This window comes from Amycolatopsis sp. NBC_01286 (genome assembly GCF_035982555.1).
Classification (GTDB): domain Bacteria; phylum Actinomycetota; class Actinomycetes; order Mycobacteriales; family Pseudonocardiaceae; genus Amycolatopsis.
On record NZ_CP108428.1, the window covers coordinates 2,118,409 to 2,141,343 of the forward strand.

At 71.4% G+C, this 22,935-nt stretch carries 18 protein-coding genes and 2 pseudogenes; 8 read left to right on the forward strand and 12 right to left on the reverse strand.

Annotation, left to right across the window (positions count from 1 at the left end; genetic code table 11):
• The first annotated feature begins 105 nt into the window (after positions 1 to 105).
• The gene (locus OG570_RS10315) at positions 106 to 2,388 is read left to right on the forward strand and encodes a helicase-associated domain-containing protein (RefSeq protein ID WP_326956358.1); all 2,283 of its coding nucleotides are present in this window, start codon (positions 106 to 108) and stop codon (positions 2,386 to 2,388) included.
• On the opposite strand, the gene OG570_RS10320 is transcribed toward OG570_RS10315, so the two are convergent.
• Together OG570_RS10320 and OG570_RS10325 are read right to left on the reverse strand one after the other, a co-directional pair.
• Positions 2,385 to 3,038 carry a class F sortase gene (locus OG570_RS10320; RefSeq protein ID WP_326956359.1) on the reverse strand — a complete coding sequence of 218 codons (654 nt, stop codon included), beginning with the start codon at positions 3,036 to 3,038 and terminating at the stop codon, positions 2,385 to 2,387. The two genes, OG570_RS10315 and OG570_RS10320, sit on opposite strands and share 4 nt — an antisense overlap.
• The gene (locus OG570_RS10325) at positions 3,035 to 3,541 is read right to left on the reverse strand and encodes an excalibur calcium-binding domain-containing protein (RefSeq protein ID WP_326959962.1); all 507 of its coding nucleotides are present in this window, start codon (positions 3,539 to 3,541) and stop codon (positions 3,035 to 3,037) included. Before OG570_RS10325 ends, OG570_RS10320 begins: the two co-directional genes overlap by 4 nt.
• A 302-nt stretch (positions 3,542 to 3,843) precedes the next feature.
• Here OG570_RS10325 and OG570_RS10330 point away from each other — a divergent pair, with 302 nt between their 5' ends.
• The gene (locus tag OG570_RS10330) at positions 3,844 to 4,470 is read left to right on the forward strand and encodes a response regulator (RefSeq protein ID WP_247059859.1); all 627 of its coding nucleotides are present in this window, start codon (positions 3,844 to 3,846) and stop codon (positions 4,468 to 4,470) included.
• A 223-nt stretch (positions 4,471 to 4,693) separates the two neighbouring features.
• Here OG570_RS10330 and OG570_RS10335 read toward each other — a convergent pair.
• The 5 genes and pseudogenes from OG570_RS10335 to OG570_RS10360 form a co-directional block, all read right to left on the reverse strand.
• A pseudogene (locus OG570_RS10335) lies at positions 4,694 to 5,644 on the reverse strand (histidine kinase); the annotation flags it as partial.
• 653 nt (positions 5,645 to 6,297) lie between these two features.
• Positions 6,298 to 9,666, reverse strand: a complete 3,369-nt coding sequence (gene cydD, locus OG570_RS10345) for a thiol reductant ABC exporter subunit CydD (protein ID WP_326956360.1) — start codon at positions 9,664 to 9,666, stop codon at positions 6,298 to 6,300.
• A complete protein-coding gene (gene cydB / locus OG570_RS10350; protein ID WP_326956361.1) occupies positions 9,663 to 10,670 on the reverse strand; it encodes a cytochrome d ubiquinol oxidase subunit II in 1,008 nt (335 codons plus the stop codon). The genes cydD and cydB overlap by 4 nt, the downstream gene beginning before the upstream one ends.
• A gap of 252 nt (positions 10,671 to 10,922) precedes the next feature.
• Entirely contained in the window at positions 10,923 to 12,395 is a 1,473-nt protein-coding gene (locus OG570_RS10355) for a cytochrome ubiquinol oxidase subunit I (RefSeq protein ID WP_326956362.1), read from the reverse strand.
• Positions 12,396 to 12,474: 79 nt separating this feature from the next.
• Positions 12,475 to 13,440: a S41 family peptidase gene (locus OG570_RS10360; protein WP_326956363.1), complete on the reverse strand. Its 966-nt coding sequence runs from the start codon at positions 13,438 to 13,440 to the stop codon at positions 12,475 to 12,477.
• 185 nt (positions 13,441 to 13,625) lie between these two features.
• Here OG570_RS10360 and OG570_RS10365 point away from each other — a divergent pair, with 185 nt between their 5' ends.
• A complete protein-coding gene (locus OG570_RS10365; RefSeq protein ID WP_247063852.1) occupies positions 13,626 to 14,213 on the forward strand; it encodes a TMEM165/GDT1 family protein in 588 nt (195 codons plus the stop codon).
• A gap of 128 nt (positions 14,214 to 14,341) precedes the next feature.
• Positions 14,342 to 15,010 (forward strand): DUF998 domain-containing protein, encoded by a 669-nt coding sequence (locus tag OG570_RS10370; protein WP_326956364.1) that lies wholly within the window; start codon positions 14,342 to 14,344, stop codon positions 15,008 to 15,010.
• Here OG570_RS10370 and OG570_RS10375 read toward each other — a convergent pair.
• From OG570_RS10375 to OG570_RS10385, 3 genes are all read right to left on the reverse strand, one after another.
• Complete coding sequence (locus tag OG570_RS10375) at positions 15,007 to 15,387, reverse strand: DUF6188 family protein (RefSeq protein WP_247059846.1); 381 nt, start codon at positions 15,385 to 15,387, stop codon at positions 15,007 to 15,009. The genes OG570_RS10370 and OG570_RS10375 overlap by 4 nt on opposite strands.
• Positions 15,388 to 15,469: 82 nt before the next feature.
• Positions 15,470 to 16,111 (reverse strand): IclR family transcriptional regulator, encoded by a 642-nt coding sequence (locus tag OG570_RS10380; protein WP_326956365.1) that lies wholly within the window; start codon positions 16,109 to 16,111, stop codon positions 15,470 to 15,472.
• A complete protein-coding gene (locus OG570_RS10385; protein WP_305879381.1) occupies positions 16,108 to 16,962 on the reverse strand; it encodes a hypothetical protein in 855 nt (284 codons plus the stop codon). Before OG570_RS10385 ends, OG570_RS10380 begins: the two co-directional genes overlap by 4 nt.
• 85 nt (positions 16,963 to 17,047) lie before the next feature.
• On the opposite strand from OG570_RS10385, the gene OG570_RS10390 reads away from it, so the two are divergent.
• The 3 genes from OG570_RS10390 to OG570_RS10400 all read left to right on the forward strand — a co-directional run bounded on the left by OG570_RS10390 (position 17,048) and on the right by OG570_RS10400 (position 20,846).
• Entirely contained in the window at positions 17,048 to 18,220 is a 1,173-nt protein-coding gene (locus OG570_RS10390; RefSeq protein WP_326945556.1) for a homogentisate 1,2-dioxygenase, read from the forward strand.
• A gap of 80 nt (positions 18,221 to 18,300) precedes the next feature.
• Complete coding sequence (locus OG570_RS10395) at positions 18,301 to 20,109, forward strand: substrate-binding and VWA domain-containing protein (protein WP_326956366.1); 1,809 nt, start codon at positions 18,301 to 18,303, stop codon at positions 20,107 to 20,109.
• Positions 20,109 to 20,846: a hypothetical protein gene (locus tag OG570_RS10400; protein ID WP_326956367.1), complete on the forward strand. Its 738-nt coding sequence runs from the start codon at positions 20,109 to 20,111 to the stop codon at positions 20,844 to 20,846. The genes OG570_RS10395 and OG570_RS10400 overlap by 1 nt, the downstream gene beginning before the upstream one ends.
• A 180-nt stretch (positions 20,847 to 21,026) precedes the next feature.
• Here OG570_RS10400 and OG570_RS10405 read toward each other — a convergent pair.
• Positions 21,027 to 21,285, reverse strand: a pseudogene (locus tag OG570_RS10405) (IS110 family transposase); the annotation flags it as partial.
• Positions 21,286 to 21,518: 233 nt separating this feature from the next.
• Here OG570_RS10405 and OG570_RS10410 point away from each other — a divergent pair.
• A complete protein-coding gene (locus OG570_RS10410; RefSeq protein ID WP_326956368.1) occupies positions 21,519 to 21,992 on the forward strand; it encodes a DUF4231 domain-containing protein in 474 nt (157 codons plus the stop codon).
• On the opposite strand, the gene OG570_RS10415 is transcribed toward OG570_RS10410, so the two are convergent.
• A complete protein-coding gene (locus OG570_RS10415) occupies positions 21,989 to 22,903 on the reverse strand; it encodes a LysR family transcriptional regulator (RefSeq protein ID WP_326956369.1) in 915 nt (304 codons plus the stop codon). The genes OG570_RS10410 and OG570_RS10415 overlap by 4 nt on opposite strands.
• Positions 22,904 to 22,935: the final 32 nt, after the last annotated feature.

The window sequence follows — 22,935 nt, forward strand, 5'->3', positions numbered from 1 at the left end:
CCGGTGAGAGATCGTCTAGCGGGACCCGCTTGTCACACCCAAACGATCAATCCACCCGTTCAGCCCTGACGGACCACACCATCAGGTGGCGGTTAACCTGGGCCGATGACCACCGCCGACGGATTGCTCGGGCGGCTCGCGGGGCTCGACCGGGGGCGCCTGGCGACGGTGCTGGCCCACCGGCCGGACGTGCTCGGGGAGCCGTGGCCACGGCGGCTGGACGTCGTCGCCGCCCGGCTCGGCACCGCCGCCTCCCTGAACGAGGCCCTGATCGGGTTGCCGACGCCGCACGCGCAGGTCGTGCGCGCCCTGCAGCTCTGCCACGCGCTGGGAACCGGACCCGCGTCGATCGACGACGTCGCGCGGCTGCTCGGCACCGATCCCGCTGTCGCCGAGTCCTTTGTGGACGAACTGGCGGACCGGGCACTGGTCTGGCGCGAGCCCGGCGGCGTCACGCTGCCGGAGCTGCTGCACCGGACGAACTTCCGGGCGGACGGCCTCGGCGAACCGGCCGCGCACCTGCTCGGCGAGCTCGGCACGACGCGGCTCGCGCAGCTGTCGCGGGCCGTCGGCCTGCCGGACGACGTGCGGCGAACCGAGCTGCTGAGCGGTCTCGTGGAGTTCTTCCAGGACGCCGACGGCCTGCGCGAGCTGGCCGGCACCGCACCGGAGCCCGTTCAGAAACTGTTGCGGGACATGGCCGACGGCGTTCCCGAGATCAACGCCGTGACGCCGCTGCCGGGCACGCCGGAGGCCTGGGCGTTCGAGCGCGGCTTCCTGTTCGGGACGTACTACGGCAGCGCCGCCATGCCCGTCGAGGTGTCGCTGGCCCTGCGCGGCCCGGACCACCCCCTGCCCTTCACGCCGGTGGAGCCCGAAACCCCCGTCGTCCACATCGGAGCCGAGTCGGCCGAAGCCGCGTCGTCGGCCGCCGCGTTGCGGCTGCTCGACCGCGTCTCGGCGGTGCTCGAGCTCGCCGCCGCCGAGCCGTTTCCGCTGCTCAAGGACGGTACAATCGGGTCGCGGCTGATCAAGAAGGTGGCCAAGGAGGTCCGTGCCACGCCCGAGGAGATCGAGCTGGCCATCGACCTCGCCGTGCAGACCGGGCTGCTGCTGGCCGAGGAGCCCAACCCGCCGCGCCGGGGCCAGAAGGCGCCGCCGCCCACGCTCGAACCGGACCCCGACGTCGTCCGCCCCGGCCCGGCGCTGCTCCACCGCCTGCTGCTGACGACCTGGTGGGAACCCGCGCCGCCGGTGGAAGGTCCGGGCCACGGCGCGCAGGTGCGACGGCTGGTCGTGCGGTTGCTGGCCCGGCTGGCACCCGGCACCGGGATCACCGACGTCGACGCGCTGACGCGGCTCGCCGAGTGGCACGCGCCGATGTTGGCGGCGGAGGACTTCGCCGGGCACGTGCAGGCCGCGCTCGCCGAGGGCGAGCTGCTCGGCGCCGTCGCGCACGGCGCCGTCACCAAGGCCGGGCGCGCGCTGCTCGACCCGGGCAAGCTCGTGGCCGTCACCGAAGAACTGGTGGCCCACGCCCGCACGACGGCGTTGTTCGGCACCGACCTGACCGCGATCGTGCCCGGCTCCCCCGACGCCCGCCTCGCCGCGCAGCTGGACCGCGCCGCCGATCGCGAGACCCAGGGCATGGCGACGAGCTGGCGGTTCTCGCCGTCGACCGTCCGGCGGGCCTTCGACCAGGGCGCGACGGCGGCCGAGCTGCTCGGCGAACTGGGGGCGATCGCCGGCGGCGAACTGCCGCAACCGTTGGTGTACCTGGTCAACGACGTCGCGCGGCGGCACGGCGAGGCGCAGGTGTTCGACGTCGCGAGCGTCGTCACCGGCGAACCCGCGGTGCTCGCCGAGATCGCCGCGCACCGCAAGCTCGTGAAACTCGGCCTGCGTTCAGTGGCTCCGACGGTGTTGACGTCCACAATGGACGCATTGCGCACGCTCGAAGCGTTGCGCGAAGCCGGTTACGCGCCGACGCACCACGCCGCCGACGGGAGCATCGTGCTGCCGGCGCGGGAGCAGGGCGAGCCGAAGGTCGCCATCCGCGATCCCGAGGCCGCCGACCGGAAACCCGACCCGCTGGACCACGCGGACCGGCTGCTGGCGGCCCCGCCGAGCGGCCCGAGCCTGCTGCGCGGGCAGCTCGCGCGGGCGATGAGCGACCGCTACGCGGGGCGGCTCACGCCGAAGCAGCAGCAACTCTGCTGGCAGCTCGAAGCCGGCATCCCGGTGGACGTCGTCTACCGCGCGGACGGCGCCGAGCCCGCGCGGCTCGTCATCGCGTACCCGGAGCTGGACGACGACGTCCTCGACGTCTGGTCGCTCCACGACCGCGCCTACCGCCGGCTCGAGCTGGCGCGGATCGACCTGGCTTAAGCCTCGACGGCGGTGAGCTTCGCGAACGCCACGACGTTGTCGAGGTAGTTCCCGCTCGACCGGTCGAACGCGCCGCCGCAGGTGATGAGCCGCAGCTCGGGCTCGGTCGTGTCGCCGTAGACCTCGTCGGTCGGGAAGTCGGCCTTGGCGTAGCGGTCGACGCGGTAGACGGTGAAGACCGCCGTCCGGCCGTCGGTGCGGCCCACCCGCACCAGCTCGCCGGAGCGCAGGTCCTTCAGCTTGCTGAACGCGCCGGGCACGTGCTTGTAGTCGACGTGCGCGGCCAGCACCGCCGGCCCGACCTCGCCGGGCGACGGCGCGCCGGTGAACCAGCCGACGGTCGTCGCGTCGGGCGGGACCTGCAGCTCACCGCCGGGCGTGAGCCCGAGATCGGCGATCGACCCGGCGCGCACCCCGATCGCCGGGATGCTCAGCGACGCCGGTTTCGCCGCCGGGAGCCCGCCGTGCGGCGGGGCGGTCGTGGTGCCGGCGCTCCCCGCGGCGCTCGTGTAGGGCGGCGACGGCGGCGGCGCGACCTCGTCCGTCGCCGGTGAGGAGAAGGCCAGGACGAGTGCCACGACCACGACCACGCCGAGCGCGGCGGCCACCGCCGCGATCGCCGGCCACAGCGGTGGGTGCGGCCGCCTCAACTCGCGCGCCGGCGCAGGTAGAGCACCATCCCGCCGGACATCGCCGCGGCCAGCAGCGCGCCGCTGAGCAGGAGGAACCCGGGGGTGCCCTCGTCGGGCTCGCCGCCACCGGTGGCCACACCGCCGACCGGCTTGACCTTGACCTGGCCGCCCGTCGTGGCCTTCTTGGTGGTCGTCGGCTTCGGGGTGGTGTGGGTCTTCGTCGAGGTCGACGAGGACGGCTTCGGCTGCTCGGTCGTCGGCGTCGTGGTGTTCTGCACCGGGCGGTGCGGCAGGTCTTCACAGGCCTTGCCGTCGTTGTCTTTTCCGTCCAGGCCGTTGGGGTCGGACGGGTCCTGGTCGTAGACGGCCTGCGCCTCCTCCTGGTATCGGAAGTCCGAGCAGTTCAGGTGGTCGACCGCGAGAGGCGTCGCGAGCTGCGCGGAGGCGAGGGAGACGGGGCCGAGGAGAGCGAGCCCGGCGACGGCTGCGGCCGTCGTCAGGGCACGACGAAATAAGGACAACGGAAGTCCTTCCGGGGAAGAATCGGAGTCGAACACGGCTCTGGCGCCGCGATGCGTGGTTAATATCGCGGCCACGTCGAGGCCGTTACGGACATTTCCGAAATTCGTACGGTTGCCGGTAAACGCCAGCACCCAACCAAAATCCGGGCGCCTCGTGATTCTTCGCCGGATTGATGATCGAATCGCGTTGACCAGCGTTTTCGCGCGTCCGGAAATTCGTTGTAATACGTACCGGTCGGAATGTCGGACGATCTCCGTCACCTCTTCGAGCGAATTGGCCGCCCACCCCGTAACCTGGGGGCATGCCGATCCAGGTACTGCTCGTCGACGACCACGAACTGGTCCGCCGCGGGCTCCGCGACCTCCTCGGCGACGAGCCCGACATCGAGGTCGTCGCCGAAGCGGGCAGCGTCGAAGAGGCGCTGGCGGTCGCGATGCACGTCGAGCCGGAGGTCGCGGTGGTCGACGTCCGCCTCGGCGACGGCGACGGCATCACGCTCTGCCGCGAGCTGCGGTCGAAACCGAACCCGCCGGCGTGCCTGATGCTCACGGCGTTCGACGACGAAGAGGCGATGGTCGGCGCGATCATGGCCGGCGCGGCGGGCTACCTGCTGAAACAGGTGCGCGGGCAGGACGTGGTGAACGCGGTCCGAGAGGTCGCGGCCGGCCGGTCGCTGCTGGACCCGGTGAGCACCGCGCGGGTGCTGGACAAGATGCGCCACCCGCCGACGGACGAGCTGGCCGCGCTGACCGAGCGCGAGCGGGACGTGCTCGAGCTGATCGGCCAGGGCCTGTCGAACCGGGAGATCGCGGAGCGGCTGTTCCTCGCCGAGAAGACGGTCAAGAACTACGTCACGTCGGTGCTGGCGAAGCTCGGCATGCAGCGCCGCACGCAGGCCGCCGCCTGGGTCGCGCGCCGGGAGAAGTAACCCGCCGCAGCCGAGCTGTCCGCAAGCCGCCGTTCGCTGCGTACTTTTCACGGTCGTGTCACCGTGCGCCACGTCAAGCGGGGTTTGCGCACTCCGGATTCACTCGAACGTGAGTCGAATATATGTTCGAGAATTCGATAAGATCCTTCCTGAGGACGTGGGAAGGAGGCTTGGATGACCCGAGAAGGGTGAGGCCGAGTCTTGTCGGTCGTGTGTGCCGGTTTCAGTCGAGTGGCAGGTCGAACGCGACGAGCGTGCCGAGGCTGGGCGAGGAGTTCAGGAAGAACTTCCCGCCCGCGGCGTCCGCGCGTTCGGCGAGGTGGCGCAGGCCACGGGTGGCGACACCTTGGGGGACCCCGGAACCGTTGTCCCGGACGCGGAGCTTCACGCCGTGCGAGTCACGGGCCAAGGTGACGCGGGTTTCGCTCGCGCCCGAGTGTCTGACCACATTGGACAGTGCTTCACGCAGGGCGGCCCGGATGTGGTCGGCCCGTTCGGCGGGGACGTCGGCGAACTCACCGGACAGCTCCAGGGTCGGCGGGTAGCCGAGCAGCTCCCCCGCGATACGGACCTCGCCGCGCGCCGACTCGGCAAGATCGGCAGGCGTGCCGGTGTCGTGGCGAGGTTCTGCGGACCGCAGCGCGCGCACGGTCCCGCGGATCTCCTCGATGGTCTGGTCGAGCTGGTCGATCGCATCGGACAGGCGAACACCGTCGGCCTGGGCGAACCGCTTGCGCATGTTGCGCCGCACCCGGTCGAGCTGCATCCCGGCACCGTAGAGCCGTTGGACGATGACGTCGTGGAGCTCGCGAGCAATCCGCTCCCGCTCCTCGTAGAGCGCGACGCGGTGGCGAGCATTGGCGCCCTCGGCAAGCGCAAGCACCACCCCGGCCTGCGCAGCGAAGGCGACGAGCATTTCGACGGTCCCCGCGGAGAAGGGCTCACGCCCCTGCTTCCGGTAGACGGTGAGCGCGCCGAGAACCCGCCCCCCGGACCCGAACGGAGCGGCCGCGAAAGGCCCATAGCCGTGAAGCTCGGCAGGGACGTAGGGCGCGGTCCGCGGATCGACGGTGAAGTCATCGCTGGCGATGGGCTCACCACCCCGAGCCACCCGCCCGGCCGCGGAGTCGGCGGAGAGCGAAAGCCCACGAAGCGACTCACCGACGACGGGGCCAGCGCCACTGTCGCCGACTGATGCCGACTCGCCGCCGCGCGCGCTTGGTGCCGCGCCCGTCTCCGTCGCGTCTGACTCGCGCGCGCTTGGCGCTGATGTCGTTGGCGCGGCGTCGCCTGGCTGCGGCGTCCCCGGTTCCGACATACCCGGCTCCCGCGCGCTTAGCTTCGACGCGTCTGGCGCCATCGCGCTTGGCGCCGGCACGACTGCTGCCGTCGCGCCTAGCTCGGGCGTGCGTGGCGACATGCCGGGCGCCGTCGTGGTGTCGCTGCCCGACGCGCCCGGCTCGCTCGCACGTCCGGCCTCACCCAGCGCCCCGGCCTCTGAAGCGTCGGGGGCCGCATCGACATCGCTGGCTCCCGCACTCGTCGGCGCGGCGAGCTCGCTCGGGTGCGGCATGGCGTAGTGCGCGGCCTCGACGACGACGCGGCCGTCGTCAGCGCTGACCATGGCGAGGCCCAGGTCGGCGTCGGCGAGTTCGGCGGCGCGGGCGACGACTGTGTCCAGCACCGCGCCCGGGTCGTCGCCGGACAGGGCGGTGCTGGTGATCTCGGTGGCGGCGGACAGTGCCCGCGCGGCAAGCGTCGGATCCATGAGTTCCGTCATTATCGCGCGGCGTGGCGGCAGCGCGGCAAGGACACAGCGGGAATCGATCACGTCACCCCCGCCACCGGCACTCGCGTGACGACCCGGCCGTCCCGGACCTCGAGCACCACGTCCGCGTGTTCGGCCTCGTCGGCCCGGTGGGTCACGTGCACCACGGTCCGCCCCGCCAGCACCACACGCAGCTGTTCCCGCAAGGCGCGCGCGGTCGGCTCGTCGAGGTGCGCGGTGGGCTCGTCGAGCAGCACGAGCCCCGCCGAAGACGCCCCGAGCAAGGCCCGCGCCACTGCCACGCGCTGCGCCTGCCCACCGGAAAGCCCACTGCCACCACTGCCGAGCACGGTCTCCGGCCCGACATCGTCGAGCGCGGCTTGGTGCAAGGCTTCCCGCAGTTCGTCCTCGGTGGCGGTCGGCCGCGCCAGCCGAAGGTTTTCGCCCACGGTGGTGGCGGCCAGCATCGGCTGCTGCGGCGCCCAGGCGACACCATCGGGCACGTTGACGACGCCTCGCGAAGGCGAGAGAAAGCCGAGAAGCGCGGCAACCAGCGTCGACTTGCCGGCTCCACTGACCCCAACGACGGCGGCATAGGTCCCGGGAGCAAGAGCCAGATCAACCCCACGAAGCACGACGGGCCCATCCGGCCACCCGAGGTCAGCCCGACAAAGTTCGACGGACGGCCGCTCGCCACCCCCGAACTCGCCCAGGAGCGACCCGGCGACCGCCACTTCGGTCCGGGGCCGAGCAGCATCGATGTCGGCCGGGCGCTGTTCGGTCTGGCGCGGCCCCACGGCCACCAGCCCGACCCGCGGCTTGGTTGGCGCCGAGTTGGTGTGACCGCCCGTGGTTGGGGTGTCGGTCAGGCGGTGGCGGGCCTGCTTCAGCGTGTCCCAGTGCTGGGCCACCGGTGGTAGCAGCGCCAGCACCTCCGCCAGCGCCAACGGCACCAGTGCCAGCAGCGGCGCCAGCACCGGGTCGAGACGGCCGGCCGCGACCGCCTGCGACGCGAACGCCGTGCTCACGATCGCCGCCGTGCCGCAGGCCAATGTCACCAAGGCTTCCGCCGCGCCGGCTCCGAATGCCTGGCGGCGGGCCTGGGTCACCAGCCGGGTGTCCGCCTCGGCCAGGGCGCGGCGGTGCTCCACCGCCCGGCCGAAGGCGAGTAGCTCGGCTGCCGCGTCGAAGAGCACCAAGACCCGGGTGGCGACGTCGCGTCGGCCCGTTGCCAAGGCTGACGTTGCTCGACGTTCGGCTCGCAGGGCGACCAGTGGGGCGCACAACCCCAGGGCGACCGCCGCCGCAAGGGTCCAGCCTGCGGCGGGGAGGACCCATGCCTGGACCGCGATCGCTCCGGCCGCGACCAGTGCGACCACCAGTGGCGGCGAGACCACCCGGGGCAGCAGGTCGCGCACCGTGTCGACGTCGGCGACCAGGCGCTGCTGGCCTTCGCCCGCGCGCAGACTCCGGGCCGGGCCGAGGCGGACCAGGGACTTCCATAGCCTCACCCGGAGGCGGCCCGCGATGCGGAACGCGGCGTCGTGCGTGACCAGGCGTTCCACGTACCTAAGACCGGCGCGGCCCAGGCCGAACGCGCGGACGCCGACCACCGCGACCGTCAGCGTCAAGATCGGCGGCTGCTGGGACGCCTTGGCGATGAGCCAGCCGGACGTCGCAGTCAGCGCGACCCCGGCCAGCAGGGCTATCGCTCCGAGGAAAGCGCCGCCGAAGAGACGTCCGTCCAGGAGGGCACGCCAGGGCAGGCGCGAACCAGAAGAGTCCACTGTGGACGCGTCAGAAACAACGGGCGAGACTGTCGACATATCGACCGCTGCCGTGCGTTCGTGGGCCGCGATGATCGCCGCGGCTCCGTGGTCGACGGCGTGCTGCACCGCGTCCAGCACCAGGCGCGCGTTGGCCTCGTCGAGGTGGGCCGTCGGCTCGTCCAGCAGGAGGAGCCACGCGCCGTCGCGGACCCGCAGCAATGCCCGCGCCACCGCGACGCGCTGTCTTTGGCCCAGGGAAAGCTTCGCCACCGGACGTTCCGCCAGCCCGGCCAGGCCGAGTTCGGCGAGGACGACGTCCGAGCCGACCTCTTCGCGGACCGTGCCGCCGGTGAACACCGGCGACTGCGGCACCCACGCGACCTGCTCCCGCCAGCGCGCGAGGTCGGCGTCGGCGAGGTTCGTCGTGCCGATAGTGATGCTGCCGTCGTGCGCGGGGACGAAGCCGAGGAGCGCCGAGAGCGTCGTCGACTTGCCGCCGCCGCTGGGGGCGCGCAACCAGACCGTCTCGCCGGGGCGGATCGCGAACGTCTCGCCGTCCGGGGCGAAACCGCCGCGCCGCGCCACCCGTAGAGCGGAAACTCGCAGGTCACGGCCGTCGATGAGCGCGCTGCCGCGGGAAGGCGCGGGCACCGCCAGCAGGTCGACGACCCGGCGGACCGCTTCGACGCCGTCCTCGCTGGAGTGGAACGCCGCGCCGACCGCGCGCAGCGGCTGGTAGCACTCCGGCGCGAGGATCAGCACGCCCAGCCCGATGGCCAGCGGCAGGTGGCCGCCCGCGAGGCGGACGCCGATCACCACCGCGACGAGCGCGACCGACAGCGTCGCGATCAGTTCGAGCACGAACGCCGAGGAGAAGGCGACCTTCAACGTCTTGAGCGTCGCGCGGCGGTGGCGTTCGGAGAGCTTCCGGACCGTCTCGGCCTGGGCGTCCGCGCGGCGGAACGCGGTCAGCACCGGCAGCACGCGCACCAGTTCGAGGAGCCGCTCGGACATCCGGTGCGTCGCGTCCGTGGCGCCGGCGACGCGGCCGGCGGTGTACTTGCCGACCAGGATCGCGAACATCGGCAGCAGCGGCACGGTCAGCGCGACGATCACGCCCGACGGCCAGTCGGCGAACAGGATCGCCGCGCCGGCGCCGAGCGGGACGACGGCCGCCGTCACCAGCGCGGGCAGGTACTCGCGGAAGTACGCGTCGAGCGCGTCGAGGCCGCGGGTCGTCAACGCCGTCAGCTCGCCGTGGCCGCGGCGGGCGATCCACTCCGGACCGAGGCGCAACGCGTGGTCGACGGCTTTCGCGCGCAGTTCGCGTTGCGCCGTCGCGGCCGCGCGGGCGGCGACCGTGCGCACCGCCCAGCCGGTCAGCGCGCGCGTCGCGACGAGCGCGAGCAGCGCGGCCAGCTGGGCGGTGCGTCCCCCGGACCCCGCTCCGACGATCGCCGCGAGGACGTCGGCGAGCAGGAATGCCTGGGCCACCAGCGCGGCGGCGTTGAGGAACGCGAGGAACCCCACCAGGGCCAGCGCTCGGCGCACGGCCGGCACGAGGGCCGGCAGTGCGCCGAGCGGGCCCTTTCCCGGCCGCGCCGAGTCCACTGTGGACTCCGAGGCGGAATGGGGAGCGCGCCCGGGAAGCTGCGTCATGGTGCGTGGACCGCCGGGATGTGCTGGGTGCCGATGCGCTTGCGGAACACCCAGTACGTCCAGCCCTGGTAGATCAGCACGGCGGGGGCGCCGAAGACGGCGACCCAGGTCATCACCGTCAGCGTGTACGGACTCGACGCCGTGTCGGCGATGGTCAGCGTGTTGGCGGCGTCGAGGGTCGAGGGCAGGACGTTCGGGAAGAGCGAGCCGAACATCGTGACGGCGGCCCCGGCGATGACGACGCCGAGCGCGGCGAACGCCTGGCCATCGCGGTCGGCGCGCAGCTTCAGCCAGGCGACGACGGCGGCGAGAGCACTGATCCCAAACGCGAGCAGTGTCCACAGCGTGCCTTCGCGCCACTGGACGACGGCCAGGAAGGCGACGACCGGCACCATCGCGAGCGGCAACATGCGCAGCGCCAAGGTCCGGGCGCGTTCCCGCAGGTCACCGGTGGTTTTGAGGGCGAGGAACGCGGCGCCGTGGGTGATCGAGAAGGCGGCGACGGCGACCGCGCCGAGCAGGGTGTCCCAGCGGAACGCGGCGAACGCGGAGCCGACGCGGTTGCCTTCGGCGTCGAGGGGCAGGCCGAGGACGGTCGTCGCGAGGATCAGCCCGACGCCGAGCGGTGGGATCCACGAGCCGGCCACGATCACGCGGTCCCAGGTGCGGCGCCAGCGGTCGGAGTCGACCTTGCCGCGGTATTCGAAGGCGACGCCGCGGCCGATGAGGGCGAGCAGCAGGAGGAGAAGCGGCAGGTAGGCGGCGGAAAACAGGCTGGCGTACCACCCGGGGAAGGCGGCGAACATCGCCCCGCCGGCGACGATCACCCAGACCTCGTTGCCGTCCCAGACGGGCCCGATGGTGTTGACCATGACGCGGCGCTCGGTGTTGTCGCGCGCGAGCACGGGCAGCAGCATGCCGACGCCGAAGTCGAAGCCTTCGAGGAACAGGTAGCCGGCCCAGAAGAAGGCGATGACGCAGAACCAGATCGTCGGGAGGGTCATCGGACGCCGCCTAGCACGCCGGCCCGACGTTCGGCCGTGACCGAGCCTCGATCGCCGTGAGTTATCCACAAGTGGTCGAGTTGTCCACAGATTTGCTGTGGGTAACCCGTGAGAGTGACCAAGCCGATACGCTGGGTTCGGGGACGCCCCCCGGGACGGGTGGGGGCTGCTTTGCGGGAGCTTGGGCCCGCAGCAGGGGGTTTTGCCTGGTCAGCGGGTTTGGTTTGGGTCAGGGTGCTCATCGTCGCCGCCTCAGTAGGCGAACGCGAGCGTGTCGCCCGGTTCGTTGTCGTCGTCTTGCTTCTTCGGGGGCATCACCGCGTCGACGCCGCCGCGGATGTACTTGCGCATCAGGTACAGCTCCACCACGCCCAGCACGGCGTACACCGTGGTCAGGGCGATGAGGGACGTCCAGACCTCGCCCGTCGACAACCGCGAGACCGCCTGGGCGGTGAACATCCAGACGCCGTCGACGCCGGACGGGTTGGGGGCCACCACGAACGGCTGACGGCCCATCTCCGTGAAGATCCAGCCCGCGCTGTTGCCCAGGAACGGGGTAGCTACGCCGGCCAGGACCAGCCATGGGAACCAGCGTGAGCTGGGGATGCGGTCGCGGCGGGTCAGCCACAGGGCCAGCAGGCCGATGCCCGCCGACACCGCGCCGAAGCCGATCATCATGCGGAAGCCCCAGTAGGTCACCGGGAGGTTCGGGACGTAGTCGATCGGCTTGCCGGCCAGAGAGCCCAGGTCCGGGTCGTCCGGGTAGTTCGTGCCGTACTTCGCCTGGTACTCCCCGATCAGGTCCTCGACGCCCTTGACCTCGGTCTTGAAGTCGTTGTGCGCCAGGAACGAGAGCAGCGCGGGCACGTTGAACGTCTTGACGTCCTCGCAGTTCGACCCCGCGACGTCGCCGATCGCGATGATCGAGAAGCTCGCCGGTTGTTCCGTGTGGCACAACGCTTCCGCCGACGCCATCTTCATCGGCTGCTGCTCGAACATCAGCTTGCCCTGCGTGTCACCGGTGATCGCGAGGACGGCGAACGCGGCGATGCCGACCCAGCCGCCGAGGCGCAGCGACGACCGCCACACCTCAGCGTGGTCGCCGCGGCGCCAGAGGTGCCAGCCGGCGATGCCGACCAGGAACGCCGCCGCCACCGAGAACGCGCCGGCCAGCGTGTGCGGGATCGCGGCCAGCGCCGTGTTGTTCGTCAGCACCGCCCAGATCGAGTTCATCGTCGGCTTGCCGTTCTCGAACGTGACGCCGACCGGGTGCTGCATCCACGAGTTCGCGGCCAGGATGAAGTACGCCGAAGCCATCGTGGCCAGCGAAAACGCCCACGCGCACGCCAGGTGCACCTTCTTCGGCAGCCGGTCCCAGCCGAAGATCCACAGGCCGAGGAACGTCGACTCGACGAAGAACGCGAGGAGCCCTTCCATGGCCAGTGGCGCGCCGAAGACGTCGCCGACGAAGCGGGAGTACGCGCTCCACGTCATCCCGAACTGGAACTCCTGCACGATGCCGGTCACCACGCCCATGGCGAAGTTGACCAGCAGCAGCTTGCCCCAGAACTTCGTCATCTTCAGGTGCCGCAGCTCGCCGGTGCGGACCCAGCGGGTCTGCATCGCCGCGACCAGGATCGACAGCCCGATGGTCAACGGGACCATCAGGAAGTGGTAGACGGTGGTGATGCCGAACTGCCACCGCGCTAGCTCAAGGACCTCCACGTAGCCCAGCGTGCTCCGGGCCCGGCGGCGCGACCAGTTCAACTGGTCCCGATGTGCCCAGGACCAACGTCCTGGGTGACTACATCCGGTCGAGTGCCGCCCGTGCTTCCTCGGCGACGGCCCGCCGCGGGCCGGTGTCGCCGAGGTCGAGCACGTGCTTCAGCGCCAGCGCGTACGCCGTGTCGAACGCCTCGTCCGCGTCGACCGGGATGTCCGGGCGGACGCCGGTGCCTTCCCAGTTGTCGCCGGTCACCGGGTGGAAGCCGCGCGCGATCGAGACGGTCACGTCGAGGTGGGTGTCCACTTTGAACTGGTTGCGCGGGTGCGCGCCGCCCCGGGTCGCCGTGCCGACCGTCTTCGCGCGGCCCAGCCGCTGCAGTGAGAAGCTGACGTCCTCGCCGCCGGAGAACGTGTCCGGCCCGGTCAGCACCCACACCGGCTTGCCCGCGCCGAACAACGTGCCCGGCACGTACGGCCAGGTCCACATCTCGCTGGTCTTGTTGCCTTCGCGCTCGTAGATGCTCAGGTAGTGCGTCGGCTCGTCGACGAGGTAGCTGATCAGCATCGCGACCGTGCGCGGGTCGCCGCCGCGGTTGCGGCGGACGTCGAGCAGCAGCGCGTCGGTGCCGGAGAGCAGCGTCATCGCCCCCGCGACCGCGTCCCGCACGATCTCCGCCGGGTAGAACATCGTCGTGTCGAGGTAGCCGACGTTGCCCGCGAGCCGCCTCGCGGCCGCGAGGCCGTAGCCCGAGAGCTGGGCTTCGAGCCGGTACGCCTCCACGTCGAAGGCTTCGCCGTCGCCCTCGGCGTCCGGGACCGGGTCGACGTGGTGGCGCAGCCGCACGTGCTTGTCGCCGTTCACCGACTGCAGATCCACTGTGACGACCGTCGCGAACTCGACGTCGTCGAGGTCCGCGTACGCGCCTTCGTCGAGACGCCGGCGAAGCACCTCCGCCAGCTTCGCCGCGACGTCCGGGAAGACGTAGTGCGCGTCCAGCCGGCGGATGACCTCGTTGACCTGCGCAGTACGCGCTTCCGTCCCCATGACCGCAACCTACCGCAGGCCACAACCGGAAATTCGGCGTGCCGAAGAAAATTGTGCGACCGACCGCGATGACAAATTCATGGGTACCGATTCGGCAATTTCGCAGAAGCCATCAGCTTGCGACCCACTGAACCGCCCCTTTATCGTTGCAGCGAAAGGGGCGAGAAATACTCATGACTACCGCGATGGTGGCGTTGATCAGCGCGTTCGGCCTGGTCCTCGCCGTGGAACTGCCGGACAAGACGCTGGTCGCGACCTTGGTGCTGACCACCCGTTTCCGGGGCTGGCCGGTATTCGCCGGGGTGTGCGCCGCGTTCGCCGTGCAATGCGTCATCGCGGTCGCGTTCGGCAGTGTGTTGACGCTGTTGCCGGACGTCGTGCTTTCCCTGGTCGTCGCCACGATGTTCGGTCTCGGCTCTTTCATGCTCCTTCGCGAGGGATTCAGTGACGCGGACGAAGCGGGCGAAGACGCTTCGCGCACGGGCCCCTCGCCGGCGACCTTCTGGCGCTCCGCGCTGACGTCGTTCGGCGTGCTCTTCGCCGCCGAGTGGGGTGACGCCTCGCAGCTCGCGACGGCGAGCCTCGCCGCCCGGATCGGCAACCCGATCGCGGTCGGCGTCGGCTCGTTCGCCGCGCTCGTCGTGGTGGCCGGGCTCGCGGTGTTCATCGGCGGCAAGATCCGCGGCAAGATCCGGCCGAAGCTGATCCAGCGCGTCGCCGGGTTCGCGTTCGCCGGGTTCGCGGCGTTCGCCCTGCTCCAGCTGGCCTTCTGAGCTGGACGTACGAGTTCTTCACAGGATCACGCGGTAACCTTTCGGGAACGAAAGGGTGAGGGCAAGGTGAACACCACCTTGCCCTTCTCCATGCCCTTCTCCATGCCTCGACCAGCAGGAGACCGCAGGTGACCGCTCCGAAGCCGCAGACCGCCGTCTCGCCGGTGCACGGCAGGCTCGCGCTGGGCGGCATCGGCCTGGCCGTGGCCATCTCGATCGACCTGCACCTGCGCCTGTCCGGCCAGGTCAGCCCGATCTGGCAGACGCTGTCGGAGTACGTCTACGGCAAGCTCGGCGGGTCGTCGGCCGCGCCGCTGTTCAGCGCGATGTGCCTGGCGCTGGCCCTCGGCTCGGTCGCGCTGCTCACCGGCATCGCCAAGGCGCGCCGCCCGGGCACCACCGCCGTCTGCGCGCTGCTCGGCGTCTGGTCGGCCGGGCTGCTGGTGTGCGGGCTCGTGCCCGTCGACCCGGACGGTGAAGCGCGTTCGCTGTCCGGACAGGTGCACAACATCGCCGCGCTGACGGCGTTCGTCGCGCTGCCCGCGGCCGCGTTCGTGCTGACCCGCAGGGGCCGCGACCGCTGCCCGTGGGAGCCGCGCCGCACCACGATCCGGCGCCTGGCCACGGCGAGCTTCGCCAGTGTCGGCGTCGTGCTCGGCGGCTTCGTCGTGACGCTGATCGTCGGCCCGGCGCACCAGGAGGTCACGCTCGGGCTGTTCGAGCGGCTCCTGTTCACCGTCGACGTCGCGCTGCTGCTGAGCATGGTCCGGCCGCTCGTGGCCGCGTCGCGGCGCTAGTTCGACTCCCCCGGCCCGACCAGGATCGGCTCGATGCCGTGCCCGGTCAGCCACCACGACTCGTAGGCCGGATCCGGCCAGACGGACAGCTCGGCGCCGTTGTCGAACGTCAGCGCGAGGCTGCCGGACCGCAGCCGGACGGCTGTCACCGTGTGGCCGAACAGGTCGAGCACGGGCGCCAGCGCGGCCCCGGTCGCCGGTCTGAGGTCGTGGCAGCGGCCGTCGGCGTCACGCAGCCGGAACGACGTCTCGACGACGAGTTCGGCGTCGACGCGCGGCTCGTCGTCCTCCGGCTCGTCGACGAGTTCGAGACGCACCTGGAAGTCGAACGCGGTCCGGCGGACCGCGCAGCCGACGAGCTCTTCGGGAATCTTCACCGCACCCCCGGCCGGGTCACGGCGGCTCCCCGCTGAGCCGCCTCTGACACCACGAGATCACATCCCGGCGCCGATGCGCCAACTACGCGTCCGTTCGGAGCACCTCGGTCAGCCGGGCGGCGGCCGCAACGACCTGTGGCCCGACCTCGGCGGCCTTGAGGGGTTCGAGGGAGACGACGCCGACGCTCGCCCGCAGCCCGAGCACCCCGCGTACCGGCGCGGCGACGCCGGACGCGCCCGCTTCCAGCTCACCGGCCGAGGTCACCCAGCCGTCGCCGCCGGGGCGCAGGGTCATCGCCTTGCCGGCCGCGCCCGAGTTCAACGCGTGCCGGCTGCCGACGCGGTAGGCGACGTGGAAACTCGTCCAGGACGGCTCCACGACGGCCACCGCAAGCGCTTGCGCCCCCTGTTCGACCGACAGGTGCGCGGTCGCGCCGACCTTCTCGGCCAGCTCGCGCAGCACCGGGCCGGCCGCGTCCCGCAGCTGCGGCAGGACCTGCCCGGCCAGCCGGAGCAGGCCGACGCCGAGCCGGACCTTGGTGCCGTCGCGCCAGACCAGCCCGCGCTCGGACAGCGGCACGAGCAGCCGGTAGACGGCCGCGCGGCTGGCCCCGATGGACACGGCCAGCTCGGAGATGGTCGCCGCGTCGCCGCCGGCGTCGGCCACCGCTTGCAGCAGCGCCAAGCCCCGGTCGAGCGTCAGCGACCCCTCCCGGCCGGTCACAGCAAGCCGAGTTCGCCCATGTCGGCGACCGGCTCGTCGAACGAGGCCGCCGCGTACGACGCGAAGAGCTCTCGCACGGCCTTCGCGGCCGGCTCGGGCAGCGCGCGGGCCTCGTCGGCCAGCGCCTGGCCGTCGGTCTCCTCCAGGGCCGCCCGGACGTCCCCGCCGGACAGGCTGCGCGCGGACGCCACGAGCAGGTTGAGGAAGCCGTGGTGCACGAAGCCGGTGCCGGGGTCGGCGTGCCGGACCGCGCGGTGCAGGCTGTTCGTCGCCTTGAACGAGGCGCCGGCGGACCCGCTGACGACGGCCAGGAAGTCCGCCACCTCGTCGACGCTCGGGAAGTTCTCACCCGCCTTGCCGCCGCAGCGGATCTTGGGCCAGCTGCCGTGCTCGATCACCTTGCGGACGCCCTCGAGCCAGCCGACGCCGCGCCGCGGCTCGACGACCCGGATGACGTCCTCGGGGACGAACTCCGAGACGCGTTCCAGCCACACCTCGTCGACGTCCGACGGCGCGGGCATCTCGACCATCCGCAGCGCGAGCAGCTCACTGCGCGACTCGACGATGGAGATCGCCTTCGGCACGCCGCCGAGCCCTGTGTCGATGATCAAGGAAAGCGGCAGCGGCTGCTTCGGCTTGATCTTGATCAACTCGGTGATCAGCTCGGGCAGACGGGACGCCTGGCAGAGAAAAACCCCCAGTACACCCGCGTGTTCGGACTCCCGGCTCGCGAAGTGCGCGCGCAGGGCTTCGGGCATGGCCGCATCGCCCGGCGGGAACAGCGCCGAGTCGTCGACGAGCCTCGCGAACAGGGGAGGGATCCCACGGGGGCCGGGGGGCGTGAGTTCCACAGCGCTTGACACGAATGACACGCTAGTAGCGTACGACATGAGGACAAAATCGTTCGCACAACGGACACGTCAGGAGGGGACATCGATGCCTTACTACCGGCGAGTAGGCGAGATCCCGCACAAGCGGCACACGGCCTTCCGCAAGCCGGACGGCGGGCTCTACGCCGAGGAGCTGATGGGCGTCGAAGGCTTCTCCGCCGACTCCGCGCTGCTCTACCACCGCGGGCTGCCGACGGCGATCGTCGACGCCGTGGCCGTCGAGGAGGACCGCGGGACGCTCACCCCGAACCACCCGCTCAAGCCGCGGGCCTACAAGACCGGCGAGCTCAAGTTCGGTGGTGACGCCGACGCGGTGACCGGCAGGCGGCGGCTGTTCGGCAACGCCGACGTCTCCATCGGGTTCGTCACGGCGACCGCCCCCAGCCCGCTGTACCGCAACGCGGCCGGCGACGAGCTGTTCTACGTCCAGGGCGGCTCCGCGACCGTCGAGACGATCTACGGCAGCCTCGAGATCGGCGACGGCGACTACCTGGTCATCCCGACGTCGTGCACCTACCGCGTCCTCCCCCACGGCGAGGTCGGCCTCTTCACGCTGGAGGCGCGCGGGCACATCGGGCCGCCGAAGCGCTACCTGTCGGCGAAGGGCCAGTTCCTGGAGCACTCGCCGTACTGCGAGCGCGACGTCCGCGGGCCCAGCGAGCCGCTGCTGGCCGACGGCGAGGACGTCGAGGTGCTCGTGCGCCACCGCGCCGGGCTGACCCGCTACACGTACGCGACGCACCCCTTCGACGTCGTCGGCTGGGACGGCTGCCTGTACCCGTGGGTGTTCAACATCGACGACTTCGAGCCCATCACCGGCCGCGTGCACCAGCCGCCGCCCGTGCACCAGACGTTCGAGGGCCCGAACTTCGTCGTCTGCTCCTTCTGCCCGCGGAAGGTCGACTACCACCAGGACTCGATCCCGGTGCCGTACAACCACGCGAACGTCGACTCCGACGAGCTGATGTTCTACGTGCGCGGCAACTACGAGGCCCGCAAGGGCTCGGGGATCGGCGTCGGCTCGCTGTCGCTGCACCCGTCCGGTTTCACGCACGGCCCGCAGCCGGGCGCGGCGGAGGCGTCGATCGGCGCGGAGTTCTTCGACGAGACCGCCGTCATGGTCGACACTTTCGCCCCGCTGGAACTGGGCGAAGCCGCCGACGCGTCCGAAGACCCCGGTTACGCGTGGACGTGGTCGCGCCGCGGCCCCAAGGGTTAGTCAAGTTTCGGCAACGCGCCCCCGGTGCTCCCCCGCCGACCGGATAATGGACTTTCCGGTCGGCGGAGGGGGCAATTTCGATGATCAATTCCCAGCCAGCGCGAAGAAAGCGGAAAATTCTTCCCTTCATCGCCGCAATTGTGGTTGCCGCGGGGTTGATCATCGGGATCCGGGCCTGGACCAGTAGCTCGGACGACACGGCCGACGCGCCGAAGTGCACCGGCTCGGACGCGATCGCGTTGCACGTCGCGTCGTCGCCGGAAAAGGTCGGCATCGTCCAGGAAGCCGCGAAGGCCTACTCCGGGCGGTCGGTAGCCGGCCATTGTGTCGACGTCGTCGTGCAGTCGAAGTCGTCGGGCGTCGCGATGCAGGCGCTGGCCAACGGCTGGAACGAAGCCACCGACGGCCCGCGCCCCGACGTCTGGACGCCGGCCGCCAGCGGCTGGGTCAACCTCCTGCGCGTCAACGCCAAGGGCGACAGCGCGTCGATCGTGCCGGACGGCGACACGCAGTCGGTCGCGAACTCGCCGCTGACCATCGCGATGCCGAAGCCGATGGCCGAGGCGCTCGGCTGGCCGGGCAAGCCGATCGGCTGGAAGGACCTGGCCGCGCTGGCCACGGACCCGGCGGGCTGGGCGAAGTTCGGGCACCCGGAGTGGGGCAAGTTCCGGCTGGGCAAGACGAACCCGAACATCTCCACGGCCGGCCTGAACGCCACGATCGGCGCGTACTACGCCGCGACCGGGACGTCGTCGGACCTCACCGCCGCCGCGCTCGAGAAGCCGCAGGCAAAGCAGTTCGTCACGAACATCGAGCAGGCGATCGTGCACTACGGCGACAACACGCTGACGTTCCTGACGAACCTGCAGAAGGCCGACGACAAGGGCGCGGCCCTGTCGTACATCTCGGCGGTGACCGTCGAGGAGAGCTCGCTGATCGGCTACAACCAGGGCAACCCGACGAACGACCCGGCGAAGGTCGGCCAGCACGCGCCGCCGAAGGTGCCGATCGTCGCGATCTACCCCTCGGACGGCACGCTCAACTCCGACCACCCGTTCGTCACGCTGAACTGGACCGACCCGGCGCGCAAGCAGATCGCCACGGACTTCCTCGGCTACCTGCGCGGGCCGGAGACGCAGCAGAAGTTCGCCGCGCTGGGGTTCCGCTCCTTCGACGGCAAGCCGGGCCCGCAGGTGACCACGGCCAACGGCGCGCAGCCGGACGCGAAGATCAGCTTCCTGCAGCCGCCGTCGCCGTCGGTGCTCTCGAAGCTGCTGACGACGTGGACCGAGCTGCGCAAGAAGGCGAACGTGCTGCTGGTCGTGGACGTTTCGGGCTCGATGGGTGACGAGGTCAAGGGCACCGGCAAGAGCAAGATCGACCTGGCCAAGCAGGCCGCGATCGACGCGCTCGGCCAGTTCGTGCCGCGCGACCAGGTCGGGCTCTGGCAGTTCTCGACGCAGCTCGACGGCGACCGGGACTACCAGGAGCTGCTCCCGGTGCAGGCGCTCGGCAACAGCGGCAAGGAAACGCTGGCGCAGCGGCTGAGCGGGCTGACGCCGCAGGCGGGCACGGGGCTGTACGACTCGTCGCTGGCCGCCTACGAGTACATGAAGGCGCACCTCGACCCGGCCGCGATCAACGCCGTGGTCGTGCTCACCGACGGCCGCAACGAGGACTCCGGCGGCGTCGACCTCGACCACCTGCTGCCGCAGCTGCGGCCCGAGGGCAACGCGGAGACGGTCCGGCTGTTCACCATCGCCTACGGCGGCGACGCCGACCAGGACGTGCTCAAGCAGATCGCCGAGTCGACCGAGGGGTCGGAATACGATTCGTCCAAACCGGACTCGATCAACCAGGTCTTCACGTCCGTGATCTCGAACTTCTGATGAGATTCGTCCGCGAGCTGGCCGAACCGTGGGGGCTGCTGCTCGGCGCCACGTCGGCCGGCGTGGCGTGGGCCGTGCAGCTGCCGGTGGTCGCCGCGCTCGGCGTCGGCGTCGCGGTACTGGCCGCCAGGGCCGGCGTCGCGCTCGCAACCCGCGAGAAGGAGCCTCAGCCGCGCGAAGCGCGGGTCCTGGACGTCACGCCGGGGTCGGCGGAGGCCAACTGGCTGCAACGCGCCGAGCACGCCGCCGACGGGTTCGTTTCGCTGAGCGACTCCCTCGGCGCGGGCCCGCTGGCAGACCGCGTCGCGGACATGGAACCGGTGGTCCGCGAGACGCTGTCGACGCTGGAGCGGTTGGCGGGCCGCGCCTCGGCGACGGGAAAGGCGCTGTCCCGCGTCGACCTCGAGGGCGTCGCGCGGGAAAAGCGCCGGCTGCAAGGAGAGTTGAAGTCGGCCCACGAGGACGTCCGCGGTGACTTGGAGTCGGCGTTGAGCGCGGTCCAGGCCCAGGCGGACGTCCACGCGCGGTTGTCGGGAGCGCGGGACAAGCTGCTGGCGCAGCTGCAGTCGGGCGCACTGGGCTTGGACAGCCTGGTGGCACGGGTAGCGGAACTGACGGCGGCGACGACGGATTTCGCGGTGGACACGGGCGCGGTCCGCGAGCTGAGCGACCAGCTGGAGGGAATCCGCCAGGGAGTCCTGGAGACGGAACAGGCAACGCGCCGATCACTGGGCTGACCCGGATTTTTGCCGGCGGCCCGGCCCAAGAGGGTCCAGACATCCCCCACCACTCCCAGGGGGGCGACCCCGGGACCAGTCTATCGGCGCCGGCTGACCGGAAGGCCGGAAATCCTTCTGGCCAACGGAGTTGTCCACAACCTGTGCCGGGTGTGGACAACTGCGGCAGCCGTGTGAAACCGCGGTTGCGGTGCCCGGGACGGTGACGGTCTGCTCGGCCGGCGCGGTCACGATCGAGTCGATGAGCTTGTCGCCCACGCGAGGCGCGTGAACCTTCGCGATCGCGGTGAGTTGCGCCGCCCGGCCTTGGCGATCCCGGTGGGGCCGCCGCAACGGGAGAGGATCTCCGGCACGTCCGGTGGCTGACCCGCGAGCCGATGGCGTGGTCGAGGGCGTAGTGAATGCCGGTGAGCGGGCCGCGGATCCGGTTGGCGATGCGGCGCATCGCCAACCCAGCAGCGGCACCCACGCCACGACGGGACCTGCCTGGTGGTGGCGGCCGTGTTCCCAGTCTATCGGCGCCGACCGACCGGAAGGCCGGAAATCGTTCTGGCCCACGGAGTTGTCCACAACCGACGCCGGGTGTGGACAACTGTGGCAGCCGGGTGAGACCGTCGCCGAGCAGGCCCCGCGTGCTTGACCGGATCACCCGCTGGTGTGAACTTCCGTCCCATGAAGGCAGAGTCGCGAAGTCAGTGGGTCCTGGACGCGAAGGGCGTCGACGACGAGCCCGTGCCGCCGTCGGTGCTGGCCGAGTGGCGGCGTTACCAGCGGAACTCGTGGGCCGCGCGGCGCCGGCACTCCGTGGTCGAGATGTCGAGCCTGGTCGTCACCGCCACGATTCCCGTGCTGGCGGCCTTCGCCATCGACGCGCGGCTCATCGCCGCCGTCGGGTCGCTCGCGGTGCTGATCAACGGCGTCCGGGCGCTGGGCGGCTACAAGGAGAACTGGACCAGCCGGACGCGGGCGCGGTACGCGATCGAGAAGGAGATCGCGCTCTTCGCCGCCCACCACGGCAACTACGCCGCCTCCGGTGCGGCCGCCGTCCTGGTGGAGACCGTCGAGGAGATCTGCGCCGGGGAACGCGACGGCTGGGTCGCGCTCCGGCTGTCGTACGGCAGCTCCCGGGCGGCGAAGACGACCTAGCCGGCCCAGCTCGGCCGCCACGTCGTGGCGGCCCGGGCGCCCGGGCGCAGGTGCGCGCGCAGCCGGGCCAGCGCGGGGTGCGCGTTGTCGGCCCGCCAGATCAGCGAGTGCGGGTAGACCGGGGTCGGGTTTTCGAGCGGGACGCGGCGCAGGTCGAGGCCGGGCGGCCACGACAGCCGGATCTCCGCGCCGACCAGGGTGGCGACGTCGGGGGCGTCGGCGATGGTTTCGAGGAGGACCTCGGTGCCGAAGTTCGGGCCGAGCGCGTCGATCGAGAGGCCGAACGCGGTGGCCAGCTCGGCGTAGTAGGCGGTCCACTCGGCGCCGGGCACCAGGCCGGGCATCCAGATCCGGTGCCCGGCCAGCTGGTCGAGCCGCAGGACGGTGGCGTCCGCCAGCGGGTGCGCGGGGCCGGTGAGCAGCTGGAGCGGCTCGTCGAGGACCAGGGTCGCCTCGACACCGTCGGGCAGCTCCCTGGCGGCCACCGCGCGGAACGACGCGTCGATCGAGCCGTCCCGGACCGCCGCGACCGCCGCGTCGGCGTCGGACAACGTCGCGACTTCGAGGGCGACGTCCGGGTGCGCGCGGTGGAAGCCGCGCAGCAGCGTCGCCGTCCCCAGCCGCCGGCCGATGACGTCGACGCGCAGCGCGCGGCGGCCGGACCGCACGGAAGCCACCGCCCGCGCCTCGGCCAGCAGCAGCTCGCGGGCGTGCGGCAGGAACGCCTCGCCGTCGCCGGTCAGCCGGGCGCCGCGCGCGGTGCGCGTGAACAGCCGCACACCAAGGGTTTTCTCCAGCGCGGCGATGCGTTTGGAGACGGCCTGTTGGGTGACCGCGAGGTCGGTCGCGGCGTCCTGGAAGCGGCCCGCGTCCGCGGCGGCGACGAACGTGCGCACGGCATCGAGGTCCACGACAGCCGACTCTAGAACCACAACGCGCCGTT

Bases quoted from the DNA above. Each gene is read 5' to 3' on its own strand.
- OG570_RS10365 (WP_247063852.1), top strand. From the start codon at position 13,626: ATGGTGGCGTTGATCAGCGCGTTCGGCCTGGTCCTCGCCGTGGAACTG.
- OG570_RS10330 (WP_247059859.1), top strand. From the start codon at position 3,844: ATGCCGATCCAGGTACTGCTCGTCGACGACCACGAACTGGTCCGCCGC.
- OG570_RS10395 (WP_326956366.1), top strand. From the start codon at position 18,301: ATGATCAATTCCCAGCCAGCGCGAAGAAAGCGGAAAATTCTTCCCTTC.
- cydD (WP_326956360.1), bottom strand. From the start codon at position 9,666: ATGACGCAGCTTCCCGGGCGCGCTCCCCATTCCGCCTCGGAGTCCACA.
- OG570_RS10390 (WP_326945556.1), top strand. From the start codon at position 17,048: ATGCCTTACTACCGGCGAGTAGGCGAGATCCCGCACAAGCGGCACACG.
- cydB (WP_326956361.1), bottom strand. From the start codon at position 10,670: ATGACCCTCCCGACGATCTGGTTCTGCGTCATCGCCTTCTTCTGGGCC.
- OG570_RS10400 (WP_326956367.1), top strand. From the start codon at position 20,109: ATGAGATTCGTCCGCGAGCTGGCCGAACCGTGGGGGCTGCTGCTCGGC.
- OG570_RS10410 (WP_326956368.1), top strand. From the start codon at position 21,519: ATGAAGGCAGAGTCGCGAAGTCAGTGGGTCCTGGACGCGAAGGGCGTC.
- OG570_RS10315 (WP_326956358.1), top strand. From the start codon at position 106: ATGACCACCGCCGACGGATTGCTCGGGCGGCTCGCGGGGCTCGACCGG.
- OG570_RS10360 (WP_326956363.1), bottom strand. From the start codon at position 13,440: ATGGGGACGGAAGCGCGTACTGCGCAGGTCAACGAGGTCATCCGCCGG.